Below are 22,616 nucleotides of genomic sequence, written 5' to 3' on the forward strand. Positions count from 1 at the left end.
GACTGCCGCGCGTGGCCAAGGTGACGCGGGACGATGTGGCGCGACTGGCGGGGACTTCGACCGCGGTCGTCAGCTATGTCATCAACAACGGACCCCGGCCGGTCGCCCCGGCCACGCGCGAGCGTGTACTCGCCGCGATCAAGGAGCTGGGCTATCGGCCGGACAGGGTTGCCCAGGCGATGGCATCGCGGCGCACCGACCTCATAGGCATGATCGTTCCGGACGCGCGGCAGCCGTTCTTCGCCGAGATGGCGCATGCGGTGGAACAGGCCGCGGCCGAGCGCGGAAAAATGGTCCTCGTCGGGAACTCCGACTACCGCGACGAGCGAGAGGTCCACTATCTGCGGGCCTTCCTCGGGATGCGGGTGTCCGGACTGATCCTGGTCAGCCAGGGCCCCAGCGAGCGGGCGGCGGCCGAGATCGAGGCGTGGGACGCGCGGGTCGTGCTCCTGCACGAGCGGCCCGAGGCGATCGACGACGTCGCGGTCGTGACCGACGACATCGGCGGCGCGCAGCTCGCGACGCGGCATCTCCTGGAGCACGGGCACGCGTACGTGGCCTGCCTCGGCGGCGTCGAGAACACCCCGGCGGTCGGCGACCCGGTCGCGGACCACGTCGAAGGCTGGAGACGGGCGATGCTGGAGTCCGGCCGGCCCGTCGAGGGTCGGCTGTTTCAGGCCCCCTACAACCGTTACGACGCGTATCTCGTCGCCCTCAAACTGCTCGCCGGGCCCGAGAGGCCGCCGGCGATCTTCTGCTCGACGGACGACCAGGCGATCGGTGTACTGCGGGCGGCGCGGGAGCTGCGGATCGACGTCCCGGGCGAACTGGCGGTCGCGGGCTTCGACGACGTCAAGGAGGCGGCGCTCACGGACCCGCCGCTGACGACGGTCTCCTCGGACCGCCCGGCGATGGCGCGGGCGGCGGTGGACCTGGTGCTGGACGACGGCCTTCGGGTGGCGGGGTCCCGCCGGGAGAGGGTGAAGCAGTTCCCCTCGGGATTGGTGATCCGCCGGTCGTGCGGGTGCGTGTAGGGCTCGCGCGGGGGGCGTGAGGTCCGGGGGGCCGTGGCCCGGGCTCGGGCGGTCGGGTGCGCCGGTGCCGCATCTGGCGAGTTCCGGAGCCCCTACGGGCCCGACTCCTCGGCGTCGACGGCGATGAGGGGTCCGTATCGGTCACTCGGTGTTGACCGCCAAGCGCCTGCGGGGCCGACCCTTCACGGCCCCTCACCCGGACACGCTGCGGTGCGCGGGATTCGCCCGCGAAACCGACCCGGGCAGCCCGCGATGCGGCCGGCGGGATTCGCCCGCGAGACCCCCCACCGGCAGCAACCACCAACGCCCCCTGGCCCACGGAACCACGAACCCGGTGCCTTCTTCTGTCGGGCTTCTCAGCGCACCTTCAGGCGGCTCTCATGTACAGGGCCGACAGTAAGCGCCATGACGGACAACTACAGCTATCCGCAGCAGCCTCGGCCGCCGCAGCACCAGCCGTACGGCGCGGGCGCCCACCCGCCGCCGCCGTTCCATGAGCCCGCGCCTGTGCGGGCCAGGGCCAAGCGGCCCGTCGCGCTCATCGCCGCCGTCGCCATCGCCGCCGCGGTCATCGGCGGCGGTGCCTCCGTGCTCGTGCAGCGGGTCACCGGCAACGACACCGCCGGCGGCGGGCCCGCGGTCACCGGAACCACCGTCGCCCAGAGCAGCAAGGGCACCGTCGCCGGCGTCGCCCAGGCCGTCTCACCGAGCATCGTGGAGGTCAACGCGACCACCAACGCCGGGCAGTCCACCGGATCCGGCGTGATCATCACCGCCGACGGCGAGATCATCACCAACAACCACGTCATCGCCGGGGCCGACACCGTGAAGGTCCGGCTCAGCAGCGGCAAGACGTACACCGCCAAGGTCGTCGGCACCGACGCCGACAAGGACCTCGCGCTCATCAAGCTGGAGGGCGCGAGCCGCCTCAAGGCCGCGGCCCTCGGCGACTCCAGCAAGGTCGCAGTCGGTGACGAGGTCGTCGCGATCGGCTCTCCCGAAGGCCTGACCGGCACCGTCACCAGCGGAATCGTCTCCGCTCTGAACCGCGATGTGACTGTCGCGAAGCAGCAGAACCAGGGTGGTCAGCAGGACCCCCGCCAGGGCTGGCCGTTCGAGTTCGGCGGGCAGCAGTTCAACGGCGACACCGGCTCGTCGAAGACGACGTACAAGGCGATCCAGACCGACGCCTCGCTCAACCCCGGAAACTCAGGCGGCGCCCTGATCAATATGAACGGAGAGATCATCGGCATCAACTCCGCGATGTACTCGCCCAGTTCGGCCGGCGGCTCCACCGCGGGCAGCGTCGGGCTCGGCTTCGCCATCCCCGTCAACACCGTCAAGGCCGACCTCGACGCCCTGCGCTCCGGCGGCACCGGCTGAGCGCGTGCGAGGCTGAAGCCATGACGACCCCCCGCGAAGGCGACCGCATCCTCATCGTCGACGACGAGCCCGCCGTCCGTGAGGCCCTCCAGCGCTCGCTCGCCTTCGAGGGGTACGGGACCGAGGTCGCCGTCGACGGCATCGACGCCCTCACCCGGGCGGAGACGTATGCACCCGACCTGATCGTCCTCGACATCCAGATGCCCCGCATGGACGGCCTGACCGCGGCCCGCCGGCTGCGCGCCGCCGGATCGAGGACGCCGATCCTGATGCTGACCGCGCGGGACACCGTCGGCGACCGGGTTACGGGGCTCGACGCGGGCGCCGACGACTATCTGGTCAAGCCCTTCGAGCTGGACGAGCTGTTCGCCAGGATCCGCGCGCTGCTGCGGCGCAGCTCGTACGCGACGACGGCGGGCGCGGCGACCGACGACGACGTACTGGCCTTCGCCGATCTGCGGATGGACCTGGCGACCCGCGAGGTCCACCGCGGCACGCGCCGCGTGGAGCTCACGCGTACCGAATTCACGCTGCTCGAGATGTTCCTGGCGCATCCGCGTCAGGTACTGACCCGTGAGCAGATCCTCAAGGCTGTGTGGGGCTTCGACTTCGAGCCCAGTTCGAATTCGCTGGATGTGTATGTGATGTATCTGCGGCGCAAGACGGAGGCGGCCGGGGAACCGCGCCTGGTCCACACGGTGCGCGGCGTGGGGTACGCGCTGCGATCGGGCGGCGCGGAGTGATCAACAGGTTCCGCCGGCCGGCACTGCGGTCGCGGCTGGCCCTGCTCGTCGCCGTCGCGGTGGCGGTGGCGGTCGCCGCCGTCTCCGTCACCTGCTGGTTCGTCGTACGCGGCAAGTTGTACGACGAGATCGACTCCAAGCTGAAGGCGGCCAACTCTCCCCTGCGGTCCGAGGACATCGCCGCCGCCCTGAACGAGTGCTCCCAGACTCCTGCCGCCCCGACCGGCTACGGGCGCAAACCGGTCTGGTACTTCCAGCTCATCCGGACCGGCAGCGACAAACCGTGCGTCTCCCCCGACTCGGCGGGCACCGTCAAGGTCGACAGCAGTGACCGGGACGTCGCCCAGAAAGCCGACCCGACGTTCTGGACCTTCCGCAACGGCACGGACACCCAGGGCAACGACGTCCGCGTGCTCAGTGTCGTGGCCGTCGTGCAGGGCCCGGCCAACGGCGTCGTCTCGGACACGGCACTGATGATCGGCTACCCCCTCAAGGAAGCCGAAGGCACCCTCGACGATCTCGCGCTCCTGCTCCTCATCGTCTCCGGCATCGGCGTAGTCGGCGCGGGCGTCGCCGGCCTCTGGGTGGCGCGGACCGGGCTCAGGCCCGTCGACCGGCTCACCGGGGCCGTCGAGCATGTCGCCCGTACCGAGGATCTGACCGTGCGCATCCCGGTCGAGGGCGAGGACGAGATCGCCCGGCTGTCCCGCTCCTTCAACTCGATGACTGCGGCGCTCGCCAGTTCCCGCGACCGGCAGGCACAGCTGATCGCGGACGCCGGTCACGAGCTGCGGACGCCGCTGACCTCGCTGCGTACGAATATCGAGCTGCTGGCGCGCAGCGACGAGACGGGCCGGGCGATCCCGCCGGCGGACCGGACCGCGCTGATGGCCTCGGTCAAGGCGCAGATGAGCGAACTGGCCGCGCTCATCGGCGACTTGCAGGAACTGTCGCGTCCCGACGCGGTGGACCGGGGGCCGCTGAAGGTGGTCGCCCTGCACGAGATCGCCCAGGCCGCGCTGGAGCGGGCGCGGCTGCGCGGCCCGGAGCTGAGCTTCGAGGCCGAGCTGGAGCCCTGGTACGTACGGGCAGAACCTGCCGCGCTGGAGCGGGCGCTGGTCAATGTCCTGGACAACGCGGTGAAGTTCTCGCCGCCGGGCGGGACGGTGGAGGTGGGCATGCGCCAGGGCGAGCTGACCGTGCGGGACCACGGTCCGGGCATCCCGGCCGATGAACTCCCGCATGTCTTCGAGCGGTTCTGGCGCTCGCCCTCGGCCCGTTCGCTGCCCGGCTCCGGGCTCGGGCTCTCGATCGTGGCCCGTACGGTCCAGCAGTCGGGCGGTGAGGTCTCGCTCGGCCCGGCGACGGGCGGCGGTACGCGTGCGGTGATCCGGCTGCCGGGGGCGGCGACGCCGCCCCCCGCACCCTAGTTGTGCCTGATGAGTGAATCGACCAGCCCCGAGCGGGTGTTGGGGAAGTCCAACGGCACGATGCCCAGTCCCTTCCAGCCGCTCGCCTCGGAGCCGTTGACGAAGGTGTGGACCCTCGGGTTGAGGTTGTCGGAGTTCCAGCGCGGCGGCAGGTACGCGGAAGTGCTGACGAAGTTGATGAACAGCTTTCCGGGCTGCCGGGCCGCCTTGCGGAAGTGCGCCTCGATCGTGGGGTACTTCGCGCTCGGCGCGGCGTTCCAGTCGTCCTGGATGTCGAACACCGCGCTGTCCCACCATTTCACGCCGGGCAGTCCGCCGTTGTCGGCGATGAGGACGACCCTGCCGCGGGCCTCGCCCAGCGCCGGCAGCCCGTCGCCGATGCGGAACAGCGGGCGCCAGCCCTTGGTGTCGAGATAGGTGTCGAAGACGCGGCGGAATGTCGCGTCGCTCTCCTCCGAGTACTCCTGCTTGACGCGCATGAGCACCGTCTCGGAGGGATGGGCGTTCAGGAAGTCCCGGCAGGCGATGAGCACATCGCCGAACATCAGGTTCTGGAAGGCCGCGCCGTGGTGGATGGCGAACGAGTCACCGGTGACCCGGCACCGTACGTCCAGAAAGCGGATGCCGCTGTTCAACTGGTCGGCGATGGTGGTGTTCTGGCACTGGGCCCAGGGCCCGCCGAAGCGGGCGCCCGAGTCGTGGGTGCCGGGGATCGTCAGCCGCGCGAGGGCGGCGCTGTCCGCGTTGCCCGACATCCAGTCCTGCGCGGACAGAGTGCGGCGGGGTGCGGCGAAGGCGGGGGGTGCGCCGATGAGTGCGGTCGCGGAAACGGCTGCCGCGCCCGCGAGAAAGCTCCGTCGGTCCATGGTCCGGGATTATGGCGGGGTCACGTCAAGAAGCACAGGCTCAGGACTGGCCAGTAACCAACGGCTGAATCAGGCCGTGTCCAGGCCGCGTTCAGACCGCGCGCCCACATGCCGATGGGGCGGCAGCCCCGTGGCCCGCCGCCCCACCGTCCCGCCGAGTACCACTACTTCACGACGGTGATCCTGCCCGTCGCCGGCGGCGCCAGCGGCGCGCTCGCGCTGGAGTGCGCGGCCAGATAGGCGATGAGGATCTCCAGGTCGGAGGCGCCGACGAGCTTGTTCTTGTGCTCCTTGAGCACCGGGAAGCCGTCACCGCCGCCCGCCAGGAACTCGTTCATCGCGACCCGGTAGGTCTTCGCCGGGTCGATCGCCTCGCCGTTGAGCTTCACCGAGGAATCGACGATCCGGTCGGCACCGGTCTTCGTCAGATCCAGGGTGTAGGTGAAGCCCTTCGACACCTGGAGGATCTTCGGGGCCGCCTGATTCGCGCCACTGACCTGCTGCTTGAGCGCGGTGATCAGCTGCTCGCCGGTCAGGTCGACGACATTCATCATGTTGGTGAACGGCTGCACGGTGAATGCCTCGCCGTACGTCACCACACCGTCGCCCTCACTGCCGGACGCCTGGTGGACCAGGCCCGCGCGGATGCCGCCCGGGTTCATGAAGGCGATCTGCGCGCCGCCCTTGTCCGCCGGGGCGAGACCCTCCATCTGCGCGTCCGCGATCAGGTCGCCCAGCGGCTTCTCGGCCGCGTCGGAAGGGTTCTCGATGTCGGCGGAGATGTAGCCGACGGGGCGGCTCGCGATCGGCGCGGCCAGCTTGTTCCACCGCTGGATCAGCGCCGTCATGTCCTCGGCCTTGGGCACGTCACGGGTGACGACATGGTTCGCGGAGGCCACGGCCGTACGGACGATGTCGCCCGTACGACGGTCGTAGGTGAGCGTCGTGTCGGTGTAGAGCTTGCCGAACGAGGCGGCCGAGGTGACCGTGCGCGGCCTGCCGGACGGGTCCGGGATGGTGCACGCGTACGCCTGGTGGGTGTGGCCCGTCACCAGGGCGTCGACCTGCGGGCTGACCTTCTTGGCGATCTCGACGATCGGGCCCGAGACGCCGTTGCCGGGGCCGGGGCTGTCGCAGTTGTAGTTGTACGAGGAGGAGGCGGGCAGACCGCCCTCGTGGATCAGGGCGACGATCGACTTGACGCCCTTGCGTTCCAGCACCTTGGTGTACTTGTTGATCGTCTCGATCTCGTCGCCGAACTTCAGGCCCTTGACGCCCTCGGCGGTGACGACGTTCGGCGTGCCCTCCAGGGTCACACCGATGAAGCCGATCTTGACCCCGTTCTTCTTCCAGATGAAGTAGGGGTCGAGCAGCGGCTTGCCGGTCTTCTCCTTCGTCACGTTGGCGGCGAGATACGGGAAGTCCGCGCCCTCGAACGTCGTGCCCTGCTCGTAGCAGCCGTCGGTCTTGTGACAGCCGCCGTTCTGCATCCGGGCGAGCTCCGCGGCGCCCTCGTCGAACTCGTGGTTGCCGACCGAGGTGACGTCGAGCTTCAGCTTGTTGAGCGCCTCGATGGTCGGCTCGTCGTGGAACAGCCCGGAGAGCAGCGGCGAGGCGCCGATCATGTCGCCCGCGGCGGCCGTGATCGAGTACTTGTGGTCCTTGCGGGCCTCGCGCAGGTGCGTGGCGAGGTACTCGGCACCGCCCGCGTCGATGGTCCTGGTGGTGCCGTCCTCATTGGTGTGGGTGACCCGCCCGGCCGAGCCGGCGGGCGGCTCCAGGTTTCCGTGCAAGTCGTTGAAGGACAGCAGCTGTACGTCGACGGTGCGGCCGAATCCATGCCCGTGTCCGTGGCCGTATCCGCTCTCCTGGGCGCCTGCGGGCATCGCGGCGACCAGCGCGCCGACGGTGGTCAGCCCGGCGAGCGCGGCGAGTATGCGGCGGCGGGTCTTGTGCGGTGTCGCTGACATCTGTCCCCTTGTCAGTTTCAGCGTGGCGAAAGGGAATGCGAGCGGCAGCCTAGAGTCAACGCGCGTAGCGCGACAGGGGTATCCGGGTTACGACCAGATTGCTTTCAAGCCAGAATGGGCGGATCTTCGCACCGTGGGTCAAAATGCCGAACCCCGCAGATCCCGCGGCCGCCGCCTCCCGCCGTACGCTCGACACATGACCACTGACGCAGTGTTTCCGGAGCCCGGTCGGCAGATCCAGACCATGGACGAGTTCAGCCCCGACCAGGCCGAAGCCGTGCTCGGCATGCTCGCCGAAGCCGCCCGCGCCGATGGGATGCAGGCCGTCTCCGAGCAGGGGCGGCTGCAGCTGCGCGGCGGGAAGCGGGAGGGCGTGCGGCATCTGCTGCTCACCGTCGAGGGCGAGCTGGTCGGATACGCGCAGCTGGAGGACACCGACCCCGTCGAGGCCCCGGCCGCCGAACTGGTGGTGCACCCCGGGCACCGGGGACGCGGCCACGGGCGGGCGCTGGGCAGCGCGTTGCTGGGCGCCTCCGGCAAGCGGCTGCGGGTGTGGGCGCACGGCGGGAAGTCCGCCGCGCGGCATCTCGCGCAGGTGCTGGGGCTGACCCTCTTCCGCGAACTGCGCCAGCTGAGGCGGCCGTTGGGTCCGCTCGACATTTCCGAGCCGGTGTTCCCGGCAGGCGTGACCGTACGCACCTTCGTGCCCGGACAGGACGACGCCGCCTGGCTCGCCCTCAATGCCGCGGCCTTCGCCCACCACCCCGAGCAGGGCTCGCTCACCCAGCGGGATCTCGACGACCGCAAGGCAGAGCCCTGGTTCGACCCGAAGGGCTTCTTCCTGGCCGAGCGCGGCGGCGAGCTCATCGGCTTCCACTGGACGAAGGTGCACGCCGAGGAGCAGCTCGGCGAGGTCTACGTCATCGGCATCCGGCCCGACGCCCAGGGCGGCGGCCTCGGCAAGGCCCTCACCGCGACCGGGCTGCGGCATCTCGCCGCGCAGGGGGTGCCGACCGCGATGCTCTACGTCGACGCGGACAACACGGCGGCGCTGAGTGTGTACGAACGCATGGGCTTCATGACGCACGAAGTGGATCTCATGTACCGCACGGAGTCCTGAGGACAGGCCGGGCCCGCGGCGGCAACGACCTGGCGCCGGCCCCGCCCGAGCCGATCTGCCGGACGGGCGGGTGTCCCATGTCCTCAAGGGCAGGGCCCGGTCCGATGAAGGCTCACTGTGTATCCCCTCAATCGCCGGACAGACTTGCCATGCCCGCCCGGCGCCAGCATCCTGGCTGCGCGCAGGCGCCGCGGCCTTCACCCGCCGTACCCGGGGGCCGCCGGGCACCGGAAATCGCGCCCGCGAGACCCGCCACGCTTCCCCGCACGTCATGTCGTCGTTACCGGCCATTCAGACGACCTTGCGACCCTCACTCAATGCAGCCCGCTGTGCCCGCATCCCCAAATGGGAAAATTCCCCCCACTCCGGCTCTCTCCGGCGCGCCTTCCCTGGCATCCAGGCGGAACAATGGGGCCATGAGTCAGCAGCCCGCCGAGGTACCGGCCCAGCACCCCCAGCCGTCCGTCGGTTCCATAGCCGCGCACCGCCCGCACACAGTCGCGGCCACGGTGTCCGAGCTCGAACCCGACATCGACGCCGACCTCGACGCCTACGAGGAAGATCACGACGGTGAGGGCGCCGAACTGCCCCAGGGACGGTTCCTCGACCGCGAGCGCAGCTGGCTCGCCTTCAACGAGCGCGTACTCGAACTCGCCGAAGACCCCGCGACACCCCTGCTGGAGCGAGCCAACTTCCTCGCGATCTTCGCCTCCAACCTGGACGAGTTCTTCATGGTCCGGGTGGCAGGCCTGAAGCGCCGTATCGCCACGGGTGTCGCCACCCGCTCCGCGTCCGGAATGCAGCCCCGCGAAGTCCTGGACCTGATCTGGACCCGCTCCCGCGAGCTCATGGCCCGGCACGCCGCCTGCTACCAGCAGGACATCGCCCCGGCGCTCGCCGACGAGTCGATCCACCTCATCCGCTGGCCCGATCTCACCGAGAAGGAGCAGGCGCGCCTGTTCACGCTCTTCCGGCAGCAGATCTTCCCCGTCCTGACCCCCCTGGCCGTCGACCCCGCACACCCCTTCCCGTACATCTCGGGTCTCTCGCTGAACCTCGCGGTCGTCGTACGCAACCCCGTCAGCGGCCACCGCCACTTCGCCCGGGTCAAGGTCCCACCCCTGCTGTCGCGCTTCCTGGAGGCCTCCCCGCAGCGGTACGTCCCCCTGGAGGACGTCATCGCCGCGCACCTGGAGGAGCTGTTCCCCGGCATGGAGGTGCTCGACCACCACATGTTCCGGGTGACCAGGAACGAGGACCTGGAAGTCGAGGAGGACGACGCCGAGAATCTGCTCCAGGCCCTGGAGAAGGAGCTCATGCGGCGCCGCTTCGGCCCGCCGGTGCGGCTCGAGGTCGAGGAGTCCATCGACCCGTACGTCCTGGACCTGCTGGTGCGTGAGCTCAAGATCTCCGACTCCGAGGTCTACCCGCTGCCCGGACCGCTCGATCTGACCAGCCTCTTCGGTATCGCGGCCCTCGACCGGCCCGAGCTGAAGTACCCGAAGTTCGTCGCGGGCACCCACCGCGACCTCTCCGAGGTCGAGTCCGCGTCCGCGCCCGACATCTTCATGGCGCTGCGCGAGCGCGACGTACTGCTGCACCACCCGTACGACTCGTTCTCGACGTCCGTGCAGGCCTTCCTCGAGCAGGCCGCGGCCGACCCGGACGTGCTGACCATCAAGCAGACGCTGTACCGCACCTCCGGCGAGTCCCCGATCGTCGACGCCCTCATCGACGCCGCGGAGTCGGGCAAGCAGGTCCTGGTCCTCGTCGAGATCAAGGCCCGCTTCGACGAGCAGGCCAACATCAAGTGGGCACGCAAGCTGGAAGAGGCCGGCTGCCACGTCGTCTACGGGCTCGTCGGGCTGAAGACCCACTGCAAGCTGTCGCTCGTGGTCCGCCAGGAGGGCGAGACACTGCGCCGCTACTCCCACGTCGGCACCGGCAACTACCACCCCAAGACCGCGAGGCTGTACGAGGACCTGGGGCTGCTGACCGCGGACCCACAGGTCGGCGCGGACCTCTCCGACCTGTTCAACCGGCTGTCGGGCTACTCCCGCCGCGAGACCTACCGCCGGCTGCTCGTCGCCCCCAAGTCCCTGCGCGACGGACTCATCGCCAGGATCAACAAGGAAGTGGCGCACCACCGCGCCGGGCGCCCCGCCTACGTACGCCTCAAGGTCAACTCGATGGTCGACGAAGCGATCATCGACGCCTGCTACCGGGCGGGCATGGCGGGTGTGCCGGTCGACATCTGGGTCCGCGGCATCTGCGCGATACGCCCCGGAGTCGCGGGCCTCTCGGAGAACATCCGGGTGCGCTCGATACTCGGCCGCTTCCTCGAGCACTCCCGGATCTTCGCCTTCGGCAACGGCGGCGAGCCCGAAGTGTGGTTCGGCAGCGCCGACATGATGCACCGCAACCTCGACCGCCGTATCGAGGCACTGGTACGGGTCACCGACCCGGGCCACCGCGCAGCGCTCACCCGTCTCCTCGAGACCGGCATGTCCGACACCACGTCCTCCTGGCACCTGGGCCCGGACGGTGCCTGGACCCGGCATTCGACGGACGTGGAAGGCCAGCCGCTGCGGAACGTACAGGAGATGCTCATAGACGCCCGGAGGCGCCGGCGTGCACAGCCCTGATATCTCCCGGCACGACGCGGACGTCGTCCCGGCCGCTGTTCCCGCCCCCCTCACGGCGGGGGACACGCTGGCCGGGTACCTCCATACGCAGGCGGGCGACTTCCTGCGCAGTCTGCAGATGCACACCGAGAGCGGCGCGGACACCGCGGGCGTGGCACAGGCCGCGGTCGCGCTGCGCCAGGCGGCCCGCCGTATCAGCGGGACGCTGCACACCTTCCGGCCGCTGCTCGACCCATCCTGGGCGGACAACCTGCGCACCGAACTGGCCTGGCTGTCGGCGACACTGGCCCAGGAGCACGCCTGCACCTCACGGCTCGCGCGGCTACTGGAGGCGCTGTCGCGGCTGTCGGGGGCCGGCCCACTGCCACCGGCCAGGGGGGAACTGCACCCACTCGACAACGATGCCGCCACCACCGCCCCACACACACCGGCCGGTCCACGCACCACGGGCAGTCTGACCGTCGGCGCCGCCCGGGCAGGTGCCCTGCTGGAACGGCAGCTGACACTGGCGCGCACCCGCGCCCACTCCGCCGCGCTCCAGGCGCTCGGCTCCTCCCGCTTCCACGCGGTCGCCGACTCCGTCGCCGTACTCGCCTCCGAGCTGCCGCCAGGCCCGATGGCCGGCGCCCCGGCAGCCGAGGCTCTGGCGCTGCCCGCCGAAAACGCCGAGCGGCGACTGCTCGAAGCCGTGGCGGCCCTGCCGCTGGGCCGGGCAGCGCACCCGTACAACGCCGATGCCCTGGTCCACGGCCTGGGCACCGCATCGGCCGAAGAGACCCAGGACTCCCCCTGGCACCAGGTGCGACTGCTATTGCGCCTGCACCGCTATGCCCAGGAGGTGCTGCACCCGGAGGCCGACCCGGTGCTCTGCCACGCGGGCCTGGTCCTGAACCGCCACCGTGACGCCGCCGAGGCCGCCGTTGCCGCTGCGGCCGCGGCCCGCACACCGCGCATCGCACCGGCCACCGCGTACGCGCTGGGTGTGCTGCACGCCGACCAGCGTCACGAGGTGGAGGCCGCCCGGTTCGCCTTCCAGCAGGTGTGGCAGCGGGCACCGGCCGCCACGCCCGTGACGGTCCCGTGAGGCGGGCGGGCCTATGAGCGACGACACCGTACTGGCCGCGGGATGTGTGCTGTGGCGGCGTTCCCCGTACGGGGACGAGGGCATCGAGATCTGCCTCGTCCACAGGCCCAGGTACGACGACTGGTCGCACCCGAAAGGCAAGCTGAAACGGGGCGAGGACCCGCTGGCCGGAGCGGTGCGCGAGGTGCTCGAGGAGACCGGTCGGCGTTGCCTTCCCGGTGCCCCGCTGCCCACCGCACGTTACATTGCCAACGGACGCCCCAAGCAGGTCGAGTACTGGGCGGCCGAGGCCATGACCGGGTCGTTCGTTCCGACCGAGGAAGTCGACCGCATCCTCTGGCTGCCGCCTGCGGCTGCGCGCAGCCGTCTCACCCAGCCCCGCGACCGCACGCTGATCGACGCTCTGCTCGCGGCGCTGCACTCGACGTGAGGACTGAACGGATGCCATCTCCGCCCGGCACTCAGCCGCCCGACACGGTTCACCTCCCGTTCATTCTCCCCCGTCGGCGGCTTCACCTCTTCTGCCTAATTTCGGCCTTACACGGTGACCGGCACAGTGCTGGTCCCCCCACCCCGACACACGCCGCCATGGAACGTGTCAGACGACAGTCAGCGTCCGGCGGCTCTTGGAAGGAACACCCGAAGTGAAGCTTCAGCGCAAGAACGGGCTTCGCGCCACCGCGCTCGGCGCCCTCGCCGTGACCGGGGCCCTGGTCCTCACGGCGTGTGGTTCGGACGACAACGCTGGCAGCACTGGCGGCAGTGGCGACAAGACCAACGCCGCGTCCAACGTCAAGTGTGAAGGCGCAAAGGGCCAGCTCCTCGCGGCGGGCTCCACCGCCCAGAAGAACGCCATGGACTTGTGGGTCAAGAACTTCCAGGCCGCCTGTTCCGGCGTCGAGGTCAACTACCAGGCCATCGGCTCCGGCGGCGGCATCACCAAGTTCACCCAGGGCCAGGTCGCCTTCGCCGGCTCCGACTCCGCTCTCAAGCCCGAAGAGACCGCCGAGTCCAAGAAGGTCTGCAAGGGCGGCCAGGGCATCAACCTGCCCATGGTCGGCGGCCCGATCGCCATCGGCTACAAGCTGACCGGCGTGGACGACCTGGTGCTGGACGCCCCGACCCTCGCCAAGATCTTCGACTCGAAGATCACCAAGTGGGACGACGAGGCGATCAAGAAGCTGAACCCGGGTGCCAAGCTCCCCAGCACCACGATCCAGGCCTTCCACCGCTCGGACGAGTCCGGCACCACCCAGAACCTCGGCAAGTACCTCAGCGAGGCCGCCCCGGCCGACTGGAAGTACGACCCGAAGACGAAGTCCTGGCCGGCCAAGGGTGGCCAGGCCGCCAACGGCTCCTCCGGCGTCGCCACCGCCGTCAAGGACGCCGAGGGCGCGATCGGCTACTTCGAGCTGTCCTACGCGACCGCCAGCAAGATGACCACCGTCAAGCTGAACACCGGGGCCTCCGCCCCGGTCGAGGCGACCACCGAGAACGCTTCCAAGGCCATCGCCGCCGCCAAGATCAAGGGCACCGGCAATGACCTCGCTCTCGGTCTCGACTACAAGACCAAGGCCGAGGGCGCCTACCCGATCGTCCTGGTCACGTACGAGATCGCCTGCGACAAGGGCAACAAGGCGGAGACGCTGTCGACCCTGAAGGCGTTCCTCAACTACACGGTCAGCGAGGAGGGCCAGAAGGCCGTCGCCGCCGCTGACTACGCCCCGCTCCCGGCCGAGATCGCGGCCAAGGTCCGCGCGATCGTCCCGACCCTGTCCTGATTCCCGGCCGAGGCCGGTCCGTGCCGCAGCACGGGCCGGACCGGCCTCGGCATCCGGTGCACCGCCGCCAGGAGCCCCCGGGCTCCGCAGACCGGAGAGTCCAGATGGTTACCACCACACCCACCGAGACGCCGCCGCCCGCAGGGCGCGGCGACATACGCACGTCCAGGGGCAGCACACGCCCCGGCGACCGGATCTTCCGGGGCCTGTCCCGTGGATCCGGAATCACCCTGCTGGTGATCATGGCCGCGATCGCGGTCTTCCTCACCTACCGGGCCGTCATCGCCATCTCCGGCGACGAGGCGAACTTCCTCACCACATCCGAGTGGAACCCGGCCGGCAGCCCGCCGGTCTTCGGCATCGCCGTCCTGGCCTTCGGGACGATCGTCAGCTCGATCATCGCGATGCTGATCGCCGTGCCGATCGCGATCGGCATCGCGCTGTTCATCTCGCACTACACGCCGCGCAAGCTGGCCGCTCCGATCTCGTACGTCGTCGACCTGCTGGCCGCCGTACCGAGCATCATCTACGGCCTGTGGGGCGCCATCTTCCTGGTCCCGTATCTCGACGGCCTCAACCTCTGGCTGAACGACTACTTTGCCTGGACCTACATCTTCGACAAGGCCAGTGACGGCCCCGCCCGCAGCATCTTCACGGTGGGCATCCTCCTGGCGATCATGATCCTGCCGATCATCACCAACGTCACCCGTGAGGTCTTCCTCCAGGTGCCGAAGATGCACGAAGAGGCCGCTCTCGCCCTCGGCGCCACGCGCTGGGAGACCATCCGGATGTCGGTGCTGCCCTTCGCCCGCTCCGGCATCATCAGCGCCTCGATGCTCGGCCTCGGCCGCGCACTCGGCGAGACGATGGCCGTGGCCGTGGTCCTCTCCCCGAGCTTCATCATCTCCGGCCACCTGCTCGACCCGGGTGGCGGCACCTTCGCCCAGAACATCGCGGCGAAGTTCAACGAGGCCAATGAGTTCGGCCGGGACGCGCTGATCGCTTCCGGTCTGGTGCTCTTCCTCATCACGCTGCTGGTCAACGGCGCGGCACGGTGGATCATCGCGCGCCGCAAGGAGTACTCGGGGGCCAACGCATGAGCCAGGCAGCCACAAAGGACAGGCCCACTCCGGCCCCCGTTCCTCCCAAGAGCGGCCTCAGCGGCCGGTCCCTCCCGCGCTGGGCCCCGCTCGGGTTCGCGATCCTTGCCATCGCCCTCGGCGTCGGCGTCAGCATCGCGGCCGGCTGGGAGAGCCGCGTGCAGTGGGGCCTCATCTCGGCCCTCCTGTTCGTCGTCATCTCGTACACCGCGACCTCGATCGTCGAGAACAAGCGCCAGGCCAAGGACAACGTCGCAACCAGCGTCGTCTGGGTGTGCTTCATCCTCGCCGTCATCCCGCTGCTCTCGCTGGCCTGGGTCACGATCAGCAAGGGCGTCAAGGTCCTCGACGGGTACTTCCTGAGTCACTCCATGGGCGGCGTCCTCGACGCCGACACCGGTGGCGGTATCTACCACGCGCTGCTCGGCACCATCGAGCAGGTCCTCATCGCGACCGTCATCGCCGCCCCCATCGGCCTGCTGACCGCGATCTACCTCGTCGAGTACGGCCGCGGCAAGCTCGCGAAGGCCGTCACCTTCTTCGTCGACGTCATGACCGGCATTCCGTCGATCGTCGCGGGCCTGTTCATCCTCGCCACCTGGAACCTGATGCTGGGCTTCGGGCCCTCCGGGTTCGCGGGCGCGATGGCGCTCGCCATCCTGATGATGCCGGTGGTCGTCCGCTCGACCGAGGAAATGCTCAAGCTCGTCCCCAACGAGCTGCGCGAGGCCTCCCTCGCCCTGGGCATCCCCAAGTGGCGCACGATCCTCAAGGTGGTCCTGCCCACCGCGATCGGTGGCATCACCACGGGCATCATGCTCGCGGTGGCCCGTATCACCGGCGAAACGGCCCCCGTGCTGCTCCTCGTCTTCGGTACGAAGCTGATCAACAACAACCCCTTCGAAGGCGCCCAGTCCTCGCTGCCGCTGTATGTGTACGAGCAGTACGCCGTCGGCACCGACGCAGCGGTCGACCGCGCCTGGGCCGCAGCCCTGGTCCTGATCGCCTTCGTCATGATCCTCAACCTGGTGGCCCGCGGCATCGCCCGCTGGAAGGCCCCGAAGACCGGTCGCTGACCGCGGCCTTCTGAAAGCGAAGTGATTCCCATGGCCAAGCGCATCGACGTCAGCGGCCTGACCGCCTACTACGGCTCCCACCGGGCGATCGAGGACATCTCGATGACCGTGGAGCCCCGCTCCGTGACGGCCTTCATCGGCCCGTCCGGCTGCGGCAAGTCCACTTTCCTGCGCACCCTGAACCGGATGCACGAGGTCACCCCCGGCGGCCGCGTCGAGGGCAAGGTGATGCTGGACGACGAGAACCTCTACGCCTCGAACGTCGACCCGGTCGCCGTGCGCCGCACGGTCGGCATGGTCTTCCAGCGGCCGAACCCCTTTCCGACCATGTCGATCTTCGACAATGTAGCGGCGGGGCTGAGGCTGAACCGCTCGTACAAGAAGAACCAGCTGGCGGACGTCGTCGAGAGGTCCCTCAAGGGCGCGAACCTCTGGAACGAGGTCAAGGACCGGCTGAACAAGCCCGGCTCCGGCCTCTCCGGCGGCCAGCAGCAGCGTCTGTGCATCGCCCGCGCGATCGCGGTCGAGCCGGATGTGCTGCTGATGGACGAGCCGTGCTCGGCGCTGGACCCGATCTCGACGCTGGCGATCGAGGACCTTATCGGTGAGCTGAAGGAGCGCTTCACGATCGTCATCGTGACGCACAACATGCAGCAGGCGGCGCGTGTCTCGGACCGTACGGCGTTCTTCAACCTGTCGGCGGTCGGGCAGCCCGGAAAGCTGATCGAGATCGACGAGACCGAGCGGATCTTCGCCAATCCGTCGGTCCAGGCGACCGAGGACTACATCTCGGGCCGCTTCGGGTAGGCACCCCGGCCCGAGGTGGCCGCGGGCGGCGGGCGTTGTTTCTGCCTGGGGTGTTTCACAGGCAGAGCGCCGCACCCCCGACGGCCCCCGGACCCCCCAAGACCGTCTCGCGGTGCTGCATGGCGGTGCCACCGCAAGGCGAAGGGCCCGCCCCTCTCTCCCAGAGGGGCGGGCCCACTTCCATCCGTATATCCGCCGGATCTAGCCGAAGACCAGGTAGACCGCGCCATAGCTCAGCGCAGCGACACACGCCGCCGCCGGCATCGTGATGAACCACCCCATGACGATGTTCTTCGCGACGCCCCACCGCACCGCGTTCACCCGCTTCGTCGCCCCGACACCCATGATCGCCGAGGTGATCACATGAGTCGTCGAGATCGGCGCGTGGAACAGATATGCCGAGCCGAACATGATCGACGCCCCCGTCGTCTCCGCCGCGAACCCCTGCGGCGGGTCAAGCTCGATGATCTTGCGGCCGAGCGTCCGCATGATGCGCCAGCCTCCCGCGTAGGTACCGAGCGAGAGCATCATCGCGCAAGCGATCCTGACCCAGACCGGAATCGAGTCGCCCTGGTCCTCCACATCGGCGATGACCAGCGCCATCACCACGATGCCCATCGTCTTCTGTGCGTCCTGGAGGCCGTGGCCGAGGGCCATGCCGGCCGCCGAGACCGTCTGGGCTATCCGGAAACCGCGCTTGGCCTTGGCCGGGTTTGACTTACGGAACATCCACATGATCGCGACCATCACCAGATAGCCGACGAGCAGACCGACGACGGGCGAGACGAACATCGGGATGACGATCTTGTCGAGCACGCCCGACCAGATCACTCCGGTTCCGCCGGCGAGCGCCGCGCCCACCATGCCGCCGAACAGCGCGTGGGAGGAGGACGACGGCAGACCGAAGTACCAGGTGACCAGGTTCCATATGATGGCGCCGACCAGTGCCGCGAAGAGGATGCCCATCCCCTTCGAGCCCGTGGGCGTCTCGATGATCCCTTCGCTGACGGTCTTGGCGACGCCCTCACCGAAGAAGGCACCGGCGAGGTTCATGACCGCTGCCATCGCCAGCGCCGCGCGCGGCGTCAGCGCGCGCGTGGAGACCGAGGTCGCGATCGCGTTCGCCGAGTCGTGGAAGCCGTTGGTGTAGGTGAATCCGAGCGCGACACCAATGGTCACGATCAGCGCAAAGGTGTCCACGTGGTTCAGGACTCCTTGACCGCGATGGTCTCCACGGTGTTCGCGACATGCTCGAAGGCGTCGGCTGCTTCTTCGAGCACATCCACGATCTGCTTGAGCTTGAGCACCTCGATGGCGTCGTACTTACCGTTGAAGAGCGTGGCGAGGAGCTTGCGGTGAATCTGGTCGGCCTGGTTCTCGAGGCGGTTGACCTCGATCCAGTACTCGGTCAGGTTGTCCATGGTCCGCAGGTGCGGCATGGCCTCGGCCGTCAGCTCTGCCGCCCGTGCCAGCACCTCGATCTGCTGCTCGACACCCTTGGGGAGCTCCTCGAGATGGTAGAGCACGACCAGGTCGACGGCTTCCTCCATGAAGTCCATGATGTCGTCGAGCGACGAAGCGAGTTTGTAGATGTCCTCGCGGTCGAACGGCGTGATGAACGAGGAGTTCAGCTGGTGGAAGATGGCGTGAGTGGCGTCGTCACCAGCATGCTCCGCCGCCCGCATCCGCTCCGCGATCTCGGCCCGGGCGGAAGCATCCGCTCCGAGCAGTTCCATCAGGAGCTTGGAGCCCGTGACGATGTTGTCCGCGGATGCGGCAAACATGTCATAGAAGCTCGTCTCCCTGGGGGTCAGACGAAATCGCACGTGGGATCCTCGGGGTGCTCTGGTTTCGGTCAGGCTGATGCTAGGCGCATCATCCGGCCACGGCTAACCGGCCGTCCACAGTCTCGCCCATTGACCAGCGTGATCAGCACGGGCCCCCGCCCCCATCCGGCAGGATTCGTTACGATATACCCACGAGGGGTATACAGCCCATGTTTTTGGACAAGACAGCGGGACAACGGGAGGACGCGATGACGACCACTGAGGCGGCCGGCGGCCCCCCGGTCACGGACCACGACCACGGAGTGCACGGGTACCACAAGCAGAAGGACGAACACCTCAAGCGCCTGCGCCGGATCGAGGGCCAGATCCGGGGACTCCAGCGGATGGTCGACGAGGACGTCTACTGCATCGACATACTCACGCAGGTCTCGGCGTCCACCAAAGCCTTGCAGTCCTTCGCGCTCCAACTGCTGGAGGAGCACCTGCGGCACTGTGTCGCGGACGCCGCGGTGAAGGGCGGCGAGGAGATCGACGCGAAGGTCGAGGAGGCGACGAAGGCCATCGCCCGCCTGCTCCGTACCTAAGCGGCTCGTGGCTGATTCGCATCGTTGCCCAAGCGCACCGGGGGCAGGGCGCGGCGACGGCGTCCCGGCCGCGCCCCTGGTCACCGGCTCATTGCTGCGCGGTCGGAGCGGATCGCTCGGCCGCCACCTTCAGCACCTCGTCGATACGGTCCGGGCTGAGCCTCTCCTCGTCCGCCGCCGACGCCGCGATGATCAACTCGCCACACAGCTCGATCTCGGCGAGGGCCACGTGGTCCTGGACGGTCGCAGTACTGGGCGGAGCCACGCGCATTCACCTCTTCCTGCCGGAGCCGACTTCCTAGCGTAGGGAGTGATGCACGGACCGCGCATGGCACGTCCGGACCATTTAGATGGCCCCAGAGGGTGTCTTTCGGTTCCTGCCGGGCTCGCGCCCTGATCCGCAGGACAACCCCCCTAAGCCCTGATCCTCCCGGCGTAGATGTCCTCGTGGTCCGGCAGGCGCACGGACACCGGCGTCCCGAAGTCGTACAGCAGCGTGGTCGAGGTGACGGCCACCGTGCCGCCCCCGTTGGTGAAGCTGAAGCGGTGGCGCACCTTGCGCAGCCGCCCCTCGTCATCGAGATACGCGTCGAAAGGCACCGTGTCCGTGGCGAACCCTTTCGCCGCCGCGGCCAGCGAGGCTCTGGCATGCGGTTCGGCGACCTGCGCCGCCCTGGCGATGTCGGTGATGCCGCGGTAGTGGCGGACCGTCCGGCCCGCGAGCGTCTCCTCGCCGACGAATGTCACGCCCCGCGCGCTGCGCAGCAGTTCGGCGGCGGCGAGCGGATCGGTGGCCCCGCCGGTGACCAGGTTCCCGTCCTCCAGAGTGGTCGTGTCGACGCGGACCCACTTGTCGGCGGGCACGCCGGCACCGCGGTTCTTCATGTACAGCGCGCCCGGCGTCAGCAGCTCGGTGATCGGACGGTGCTGGTCCGCCCCCGCGGGATCCTGGGGCAGGACGACCGTGAGCTGCCCCATCCGCCGCTCGAAGTCATAGCCCCCTTCGCCGCGGATGGTCACCCGGGTCCCGCCGGTCGCCATCTCCATGGACGTACGGGCCTTGGAGCTTCCGGCACCGGCGAGCACGTCCGCGGCCCTGAGCACCTCGTCGGTGTGCCCGCCTCCGCGCCCGTCGTCGGCAACCGCGCCGCCGCCGCCGGAACATCCGCTGGTCGCCATGACTCCCAGTACGGCGGCCGCGACAGCGAAAGTCCCGCCTCTGCGCCTGTGCTGCTGCACCACCATCGCCTGCCAACCCCCAACACCGGACCGCTGCTTGTACGAGAGCCCACCCGCCTCGCATAACGACGGCCTGGGCGCCTCGTCACGCGGGCCTCGCGCCCGGCGCCGCCCACGTACCGTGGAGTGGTGCATCATCCGGACGCCACCGAAGACCCCTCCGCCCATCACCACACCAGCACCGGTGAACGCGGCTCCTTCGCATTCGCCCACTGCACCTGCGGCTGGGCCGGCCCAGCCCGTCGTTCCAGAGAACGGGCGCGTACGGATGCCGCATTGCACATCGCGTCCCGGACGTCGCCGTCCGGAAGCGAGCGGTAGCCGCTGCCCGGGCAGGAAAATCACCCGTCCCGGAACCCCTCACACCCCACAGCCGTCTGGTCCTCCAGGAGGCCCCATGGACCGGCGCGCGCTGCTCACCACCGCTGCAGTTCTCACCGCTGCCGCCTGCACAGGCAAGGACGGCAACGGAGCGAACGCGGCAACCACCACATCGAACCGAAGCCCCTCGCGGAGCGGACCGGCGGCGATCCAGTCGGCTGCCGCCGCACCCGACTGGAACGCGCTCGCGCGCGGCCTCGACGGGAAGCTCATACGCCCCGGGGACGCCGCCTACGCAAGCGCGCGGCAGCTCTACAACACACGCTTCGACTCGCTGAAGCCGGCCGCCGTCGCGTATGTCGCGGGCGAGGACGACGTCAAGGAGTGCCTCGCCTACGCCAAGGCGCACCGCACGCCCGTCTCCATACGCAACGGCGGCCACTCCTACGCCGGTTGGTCCTCGGGCAACGGCCGGCTCGTCATCGACGTGTCCTCGCTCAACCGGGTCGGATCGGACGGCACCACAGGCGCCGGCGCCAAGCTGATCGACGTGTACAGCGCCCTCGGCAGCAAAGGCCGCACCATCCCGGCCGGCTCCTGCCCCTCCGTCGGGGTTTCCGGGCTCACCCTCGGCGGCGGGCACGGCGTCACCTCGCGGGCGTACGGTCTGACCTGCGACAGCCTCACCTCGGCCACCCTCGTCACGGCCGACGGCAAGGTGCTGACCGCGAGCGCCACCCAGAACAAGGACCTCTTCTGGGCGCTGCGGGGCGCGGGCAACGGCAACTTCGGGGTCGTCACCCGGCTCCGTTTCCGTACGCATCCCACGCCCCCGGCCGTCACCGCCTATCTGACCTGGCCCTGGTCGAAGGCCTCGGCGGTGCTGGCTGCCTGGCAGAAGTGGGGGCCGGAGCAGCCCGACGAGATCTGGTCCTCCGCGCATCTGGCCGCCGGTCCCGGCGGCACGCCCACGCTCTCCGTCGCCGCGTTCTCCCTCGGCAACGAGAGCGATCTGCGCAACGCGCTCGACCGCCTCGCCGACCGGGCGGGCTCCCCCGCGCGCCATGTCTCGGTGCGCCGCCGCGGCTATCTCGACGCGATGCTCGGCTATGCGAACTGCTCGACGCTCAGCCGGGAGCAGTGCCATCTGCCCGGCACCACTCCGGGCCGCAGCAAGCAGGGCGCGCTACAGCGCGAGACGTACGCCGCGGCCTCCGACCTCTTCGACCGCGAACTCTCCCCGGCCGGGCTGCGCGCACTGATCTCCGCGGCCGAGGCGTTCACCCGGATCTCGCCCTCCCAGGGCGGGGGCGGCGGCTCGATCACGCTGACGGCGCTCGGCGGCGCGGTCAACCGCGTGGACCCGCTGGCGACGTCGTTCGTCCACCGGCGCTCCAGGGTGCTGGCCCAGTACATCGGCGCCTGGCGGGCCGGCACGGCTGGCTCCGCCCAGCAGGCCTGGCTGAAGAGCGCTCATGCCTCGATGCGCCGTTACGCATCGGGCGCCGCCTACCAGAACTACATCGATCCGACGCTGACCGACTGGCGCAAGGCCTACTACGGGCCTGCGGCCGACCGGCTCACCCGGCTGAAGAAGCAGTACGACCCGGACCGGGTCTTCAGCTTCCCGCAAGCCCTGTAGTCAA

20 protein-coding genes are annotated in these 22,616 nt (G+C 69.4%); 14 read left to right on the plus strand and 6 right to left on the minus strand.

Features of this window, described 5'->3' with window-relative positions:
• Positions 1 to 11: 11 nt before the first annotated feature.
• From FBY35_RS35240 to FBY35_RS35255, 4 genes are all read left to right on the plus strand, one after another.
• Positions 12 to 1,034 carry a LacI family DNA-binding transcriptional regulator gene (locus FBY35_RS35240; protein WP_142217939.1) on the plus strand — a complete coding sequence of 341 codons (1,023 nt, stop codon included), beginning with the start codon at positions 12 to 14 and terminating at the stop codon, positions 1,032 to 1,034.
• A gap of 405 nt (positions 1,035 to 1,439) precedes the next feature.
• A complete protein-coding gene (locus FBY35_RS35245; RefSeq protein WP_142217940.1) occupies positions 1,440 to 2,417 on the plus strand; it encodes a S1C family serine protease in 978 nt (325 codons plus the stop codon).
• Positions 2,418 to 2,437: 20 nt separating this feature from the next.
• A complete protein-coding gene (locus FBY35_RS35250; RefSeq protein ID WP_142217941.1) occupies positions 2,438 to 3,160 on the plus strand; it encodes a response regulator transcription factor in 723 nt (240 codons plus the stop codon).
• Entirely contained in the window at positions 3,157 to 4,590 is a 1,434-nt protein-coding gene (locus tag FBY35_RS35255; RefSeq protein WP_142217942.1) for a cell wall metabolism sensor histidine kinase WalK, read from the plus strand. The genes FBY35_RS35250 and FBY35_RS35255 overlap by 4 nt, the downstream gene beginning before the upstream one ends.
• On the opposite strand, the gene FBY35_RS35260 is transcribed toward FBY35_RS35255, so the two are convergent.
• Both FBY35_RS35260 and FBY35_RS35265 read right to left on the minus strand, forming a co-directional pair.
• The gene (locus FBY35_RS35260; protein ID WP_142217943.1) at positions 4,587 to 5,456 is read right to left on the minus strand and encodes a phosphatidylinositol-specific phospholipase C; all 870 of its coding nucleotides are present in this window, start codon (positions 5,454 to 5,456) and stop codon (positions 4,587 to 4,589) included. The genes FBY35_RS35255 and FBY35_RS35260 overlap by 4 nt on opposite strands.
• A 164-nt stretch (positions 5,457 to 5,620) precedes the next feature.
• On the minus strand, positions 5,621 to 7,426 hold the full coding sequence (locus FBY35_RS35265) for a bifunctional UDP-sugar hydrolase/5'-nucleotidase (RefSeq protein WP_142217944.1): 1,806 nt from the start codon (positions 7,424 to 7,426) through the stop codon (positions 5,621 to 5,623).
• A gap of 196 nt (positions 7,427 to 7,622) precedes the next feature.
• On the opposite strand from FBY35_RS35265, the gene mshD reads away from it, so the two are divergent.
• The 8 genes from mshD to pstB all read left to right on the plus strand — a co-directional run bounded on the left by mshD (position 7,623) and on the right by pstB (position 17,039).
• A complete protein-coding gene (mshD, locus tag FBY35_RS35270; RefSeq protein ID WP_142217945.1) occupies positions 7,623 to 8,546 on the plus strand; it encodes a mycothiol synthase in 924 nt (307 codons plus the stop codon).
• 416 nt (positions 8,547 to 8,962) lie between these two features.
• Positions 8,963 to 11,191: an RNA degradosome polyphosphate kinase gene (locus FBY35_RS35275; protein WP_142217946.1), complete on the plus strand. Its 2,229-nt coding sequence runs from the start codon at positions 8,963 to 8,965 to the stop codon at positions 11,189 to 11,191.
• Entirely contained in the window at positions 11,178 to 12,275 is a 1,098-nt protein-coding gene (locus FBY35_RS35280; RefSeq protein WP_399209420.1) for a CHAD domain-containing protein, read from the plus strand. Before FBY35_RS35275 ends, FBY35_RS35280 begins: the two co-directional genes overlap by 14 nt.
• Before the next feature lie 13 nt (positions 12,276 to 12,288).
• Positions 12,289 to 12,705 (plus strand): NUDIX hydrolase, encoded by a 417-nt coding sequence (locus FBY35_RS35285; protein ID WP_142217947.1) that lies wholly within the window; start codon positions 12,289 to 12,291, stop codon positions 12,703 to 12,705.
• A gap of 214 nt (positions 12,706 to 12,919) precedes the next feature.
• Complete coding sequence (gene pstS, locus FBY35_RS35290) at positions 12,920 to 14,056, plus strand: phosphate ABC transporter substrate-binding protein PstS (protein ID WP_142217948.1); 1,137 nt, start codon at positions 12,920 to 12,922, stop codon at positions 14,054 to 14,056.
• A gap of 104 nt (positions 14,057 to 14,160) precedes the next feature.
• Entirely contained in the window at positions 14,161 to 15,156 is a 996-nt protein-coding gene (gene pstC, locus FBY35_RS35295) for a phosphate ABC transporter permease subunit PstC (RefSeq protein ID WP_142217949.1), read from the plus strand.
• Complete coding sequence (gene pstA, locus FBY35_RS35300) at positions 15,153 to 16,232, plus strand: phosphate ABC transporter permease PstA (RefSeq protein ID WP_142217950.1); 1,080 nt, start codon at positions 15,153 to 15,155, stop codon at positions 16,230 to 16,232. Before pstC ends, pstA begins: the two co-directional genes overlap by 4 nt.
• Positions 16,233 to 16,262: 30 nt before the next feature.
• On the plus strand, positions 16,263 to 17,039 hold the full coding sequence (pstB, locus tag FBY35_RS35305; RefSeq protein WP_142217951.1) for a phosphate ABC transporter ATP-binding protein PstB: 777 nt from the start codon (positions 16,263 to 16,265) through the stop codon (positions 17,037 to 17,039).
• 201 nt (positions 17,040 to 17,240) lie between these two features.
• Here pstB and FBY35_RS35310 read toward each other — a convergent pair whose 3' ends face one another.
• A complete protein-coding gene (locus tag FBY35_RS35310) occupies positions 17,241 to 18,239 on the minus strand; it encodes an inorganic phosphate transporter (RefSeq protein WP_142217952.1) in 999 nt (332 codons plus the stop codon).
• Between the two features lie 5 nt (positions 18,240 to 18,244).
• Positions 18,245 to 18,865, minus strand: a complete 621-nt coding sequence (locus tag FBY35_RS35315) for a DUF47 domain-containing protein (RefSeq protein ID WP_142217953.1) — start codon at positions 18,863 to 18,865, stop codon at positions 18,245 to 18,247.
• A gap of 209 nt (positions 18,866 to 19,074) precedes the next feature.
• Between FBY35_RS35315 and FBY35_RS35320 the strand changes: the two genes are divergently transcribed.
• On the plus strand, positions 19,075 to 19,410 hold the full coding sequence (locus FBY35_RS35320; protein WP_142217954.1) for a metal-sensitive transcriptional regulator: 336 nt from the start codon (positions 19,075 to 19,077) through the stop codon (positions 19,408 to 19,410).
• An 88-nt stretch (positions 19,411 to 19,498) separates the two neighbouring features.
• Here the strand turns inward: FBY35_RS35320 and FBY35_RS35325 are convergent, their stop codons facing one another.
• Together FBY35_RS35325 and FBY35_RS35330 are read right to left on the minus strand one after the other, a co-directional pair.
• A complete protein-coding gene (locus FBY35_RS35325; protein WP_142217955.1) occupies positions 19,499 to 19,681 on the minus strand; it encodes a hypothetical protein in 183 nt (60 codons plus the stop codon).
• A gap of 143 nt (positions 19,682 to 19,824) precedes the next feature.
• Positions 19,825 to 20,655 (minus strand): hypothetical protein, encoded by an 831-nt coding sequence (locus FBY35_RS35330; protein ID WP_142217956.1) that lies wholly within the window; start codon positions 20,653 to 20,655, stop codon positions 19,825 to 19,827.
• 391 nt (positions 20,656 to 21,046) lie between these two features.
• Here FBY35_RS35330 and FBY35_RS35340 point away from each other — a divergent pair, with 391 nt between their 5' ends.
• Entirely contained in the window at positions 21,047 to 22,612 is a 1,566-nt protein-coding gene (locus tag FBY35_RS35340; RefSeq protein ID WP_142217958.1) for an FAD-binding oxidoreductase, read from the plus strand.
• Positions 22,613 to 22,616: the final 4 nt, after the last annotated feature.

Origin of the sequence: Streptomyces sp. SLBN-118, assembly GCF_006715635.1 — a bacterium.
Lineage (GTDB): Bacteria > Actinomycetota > Actinomycetes > Streptomycetales > Streptomycetaceae > Streptomyces.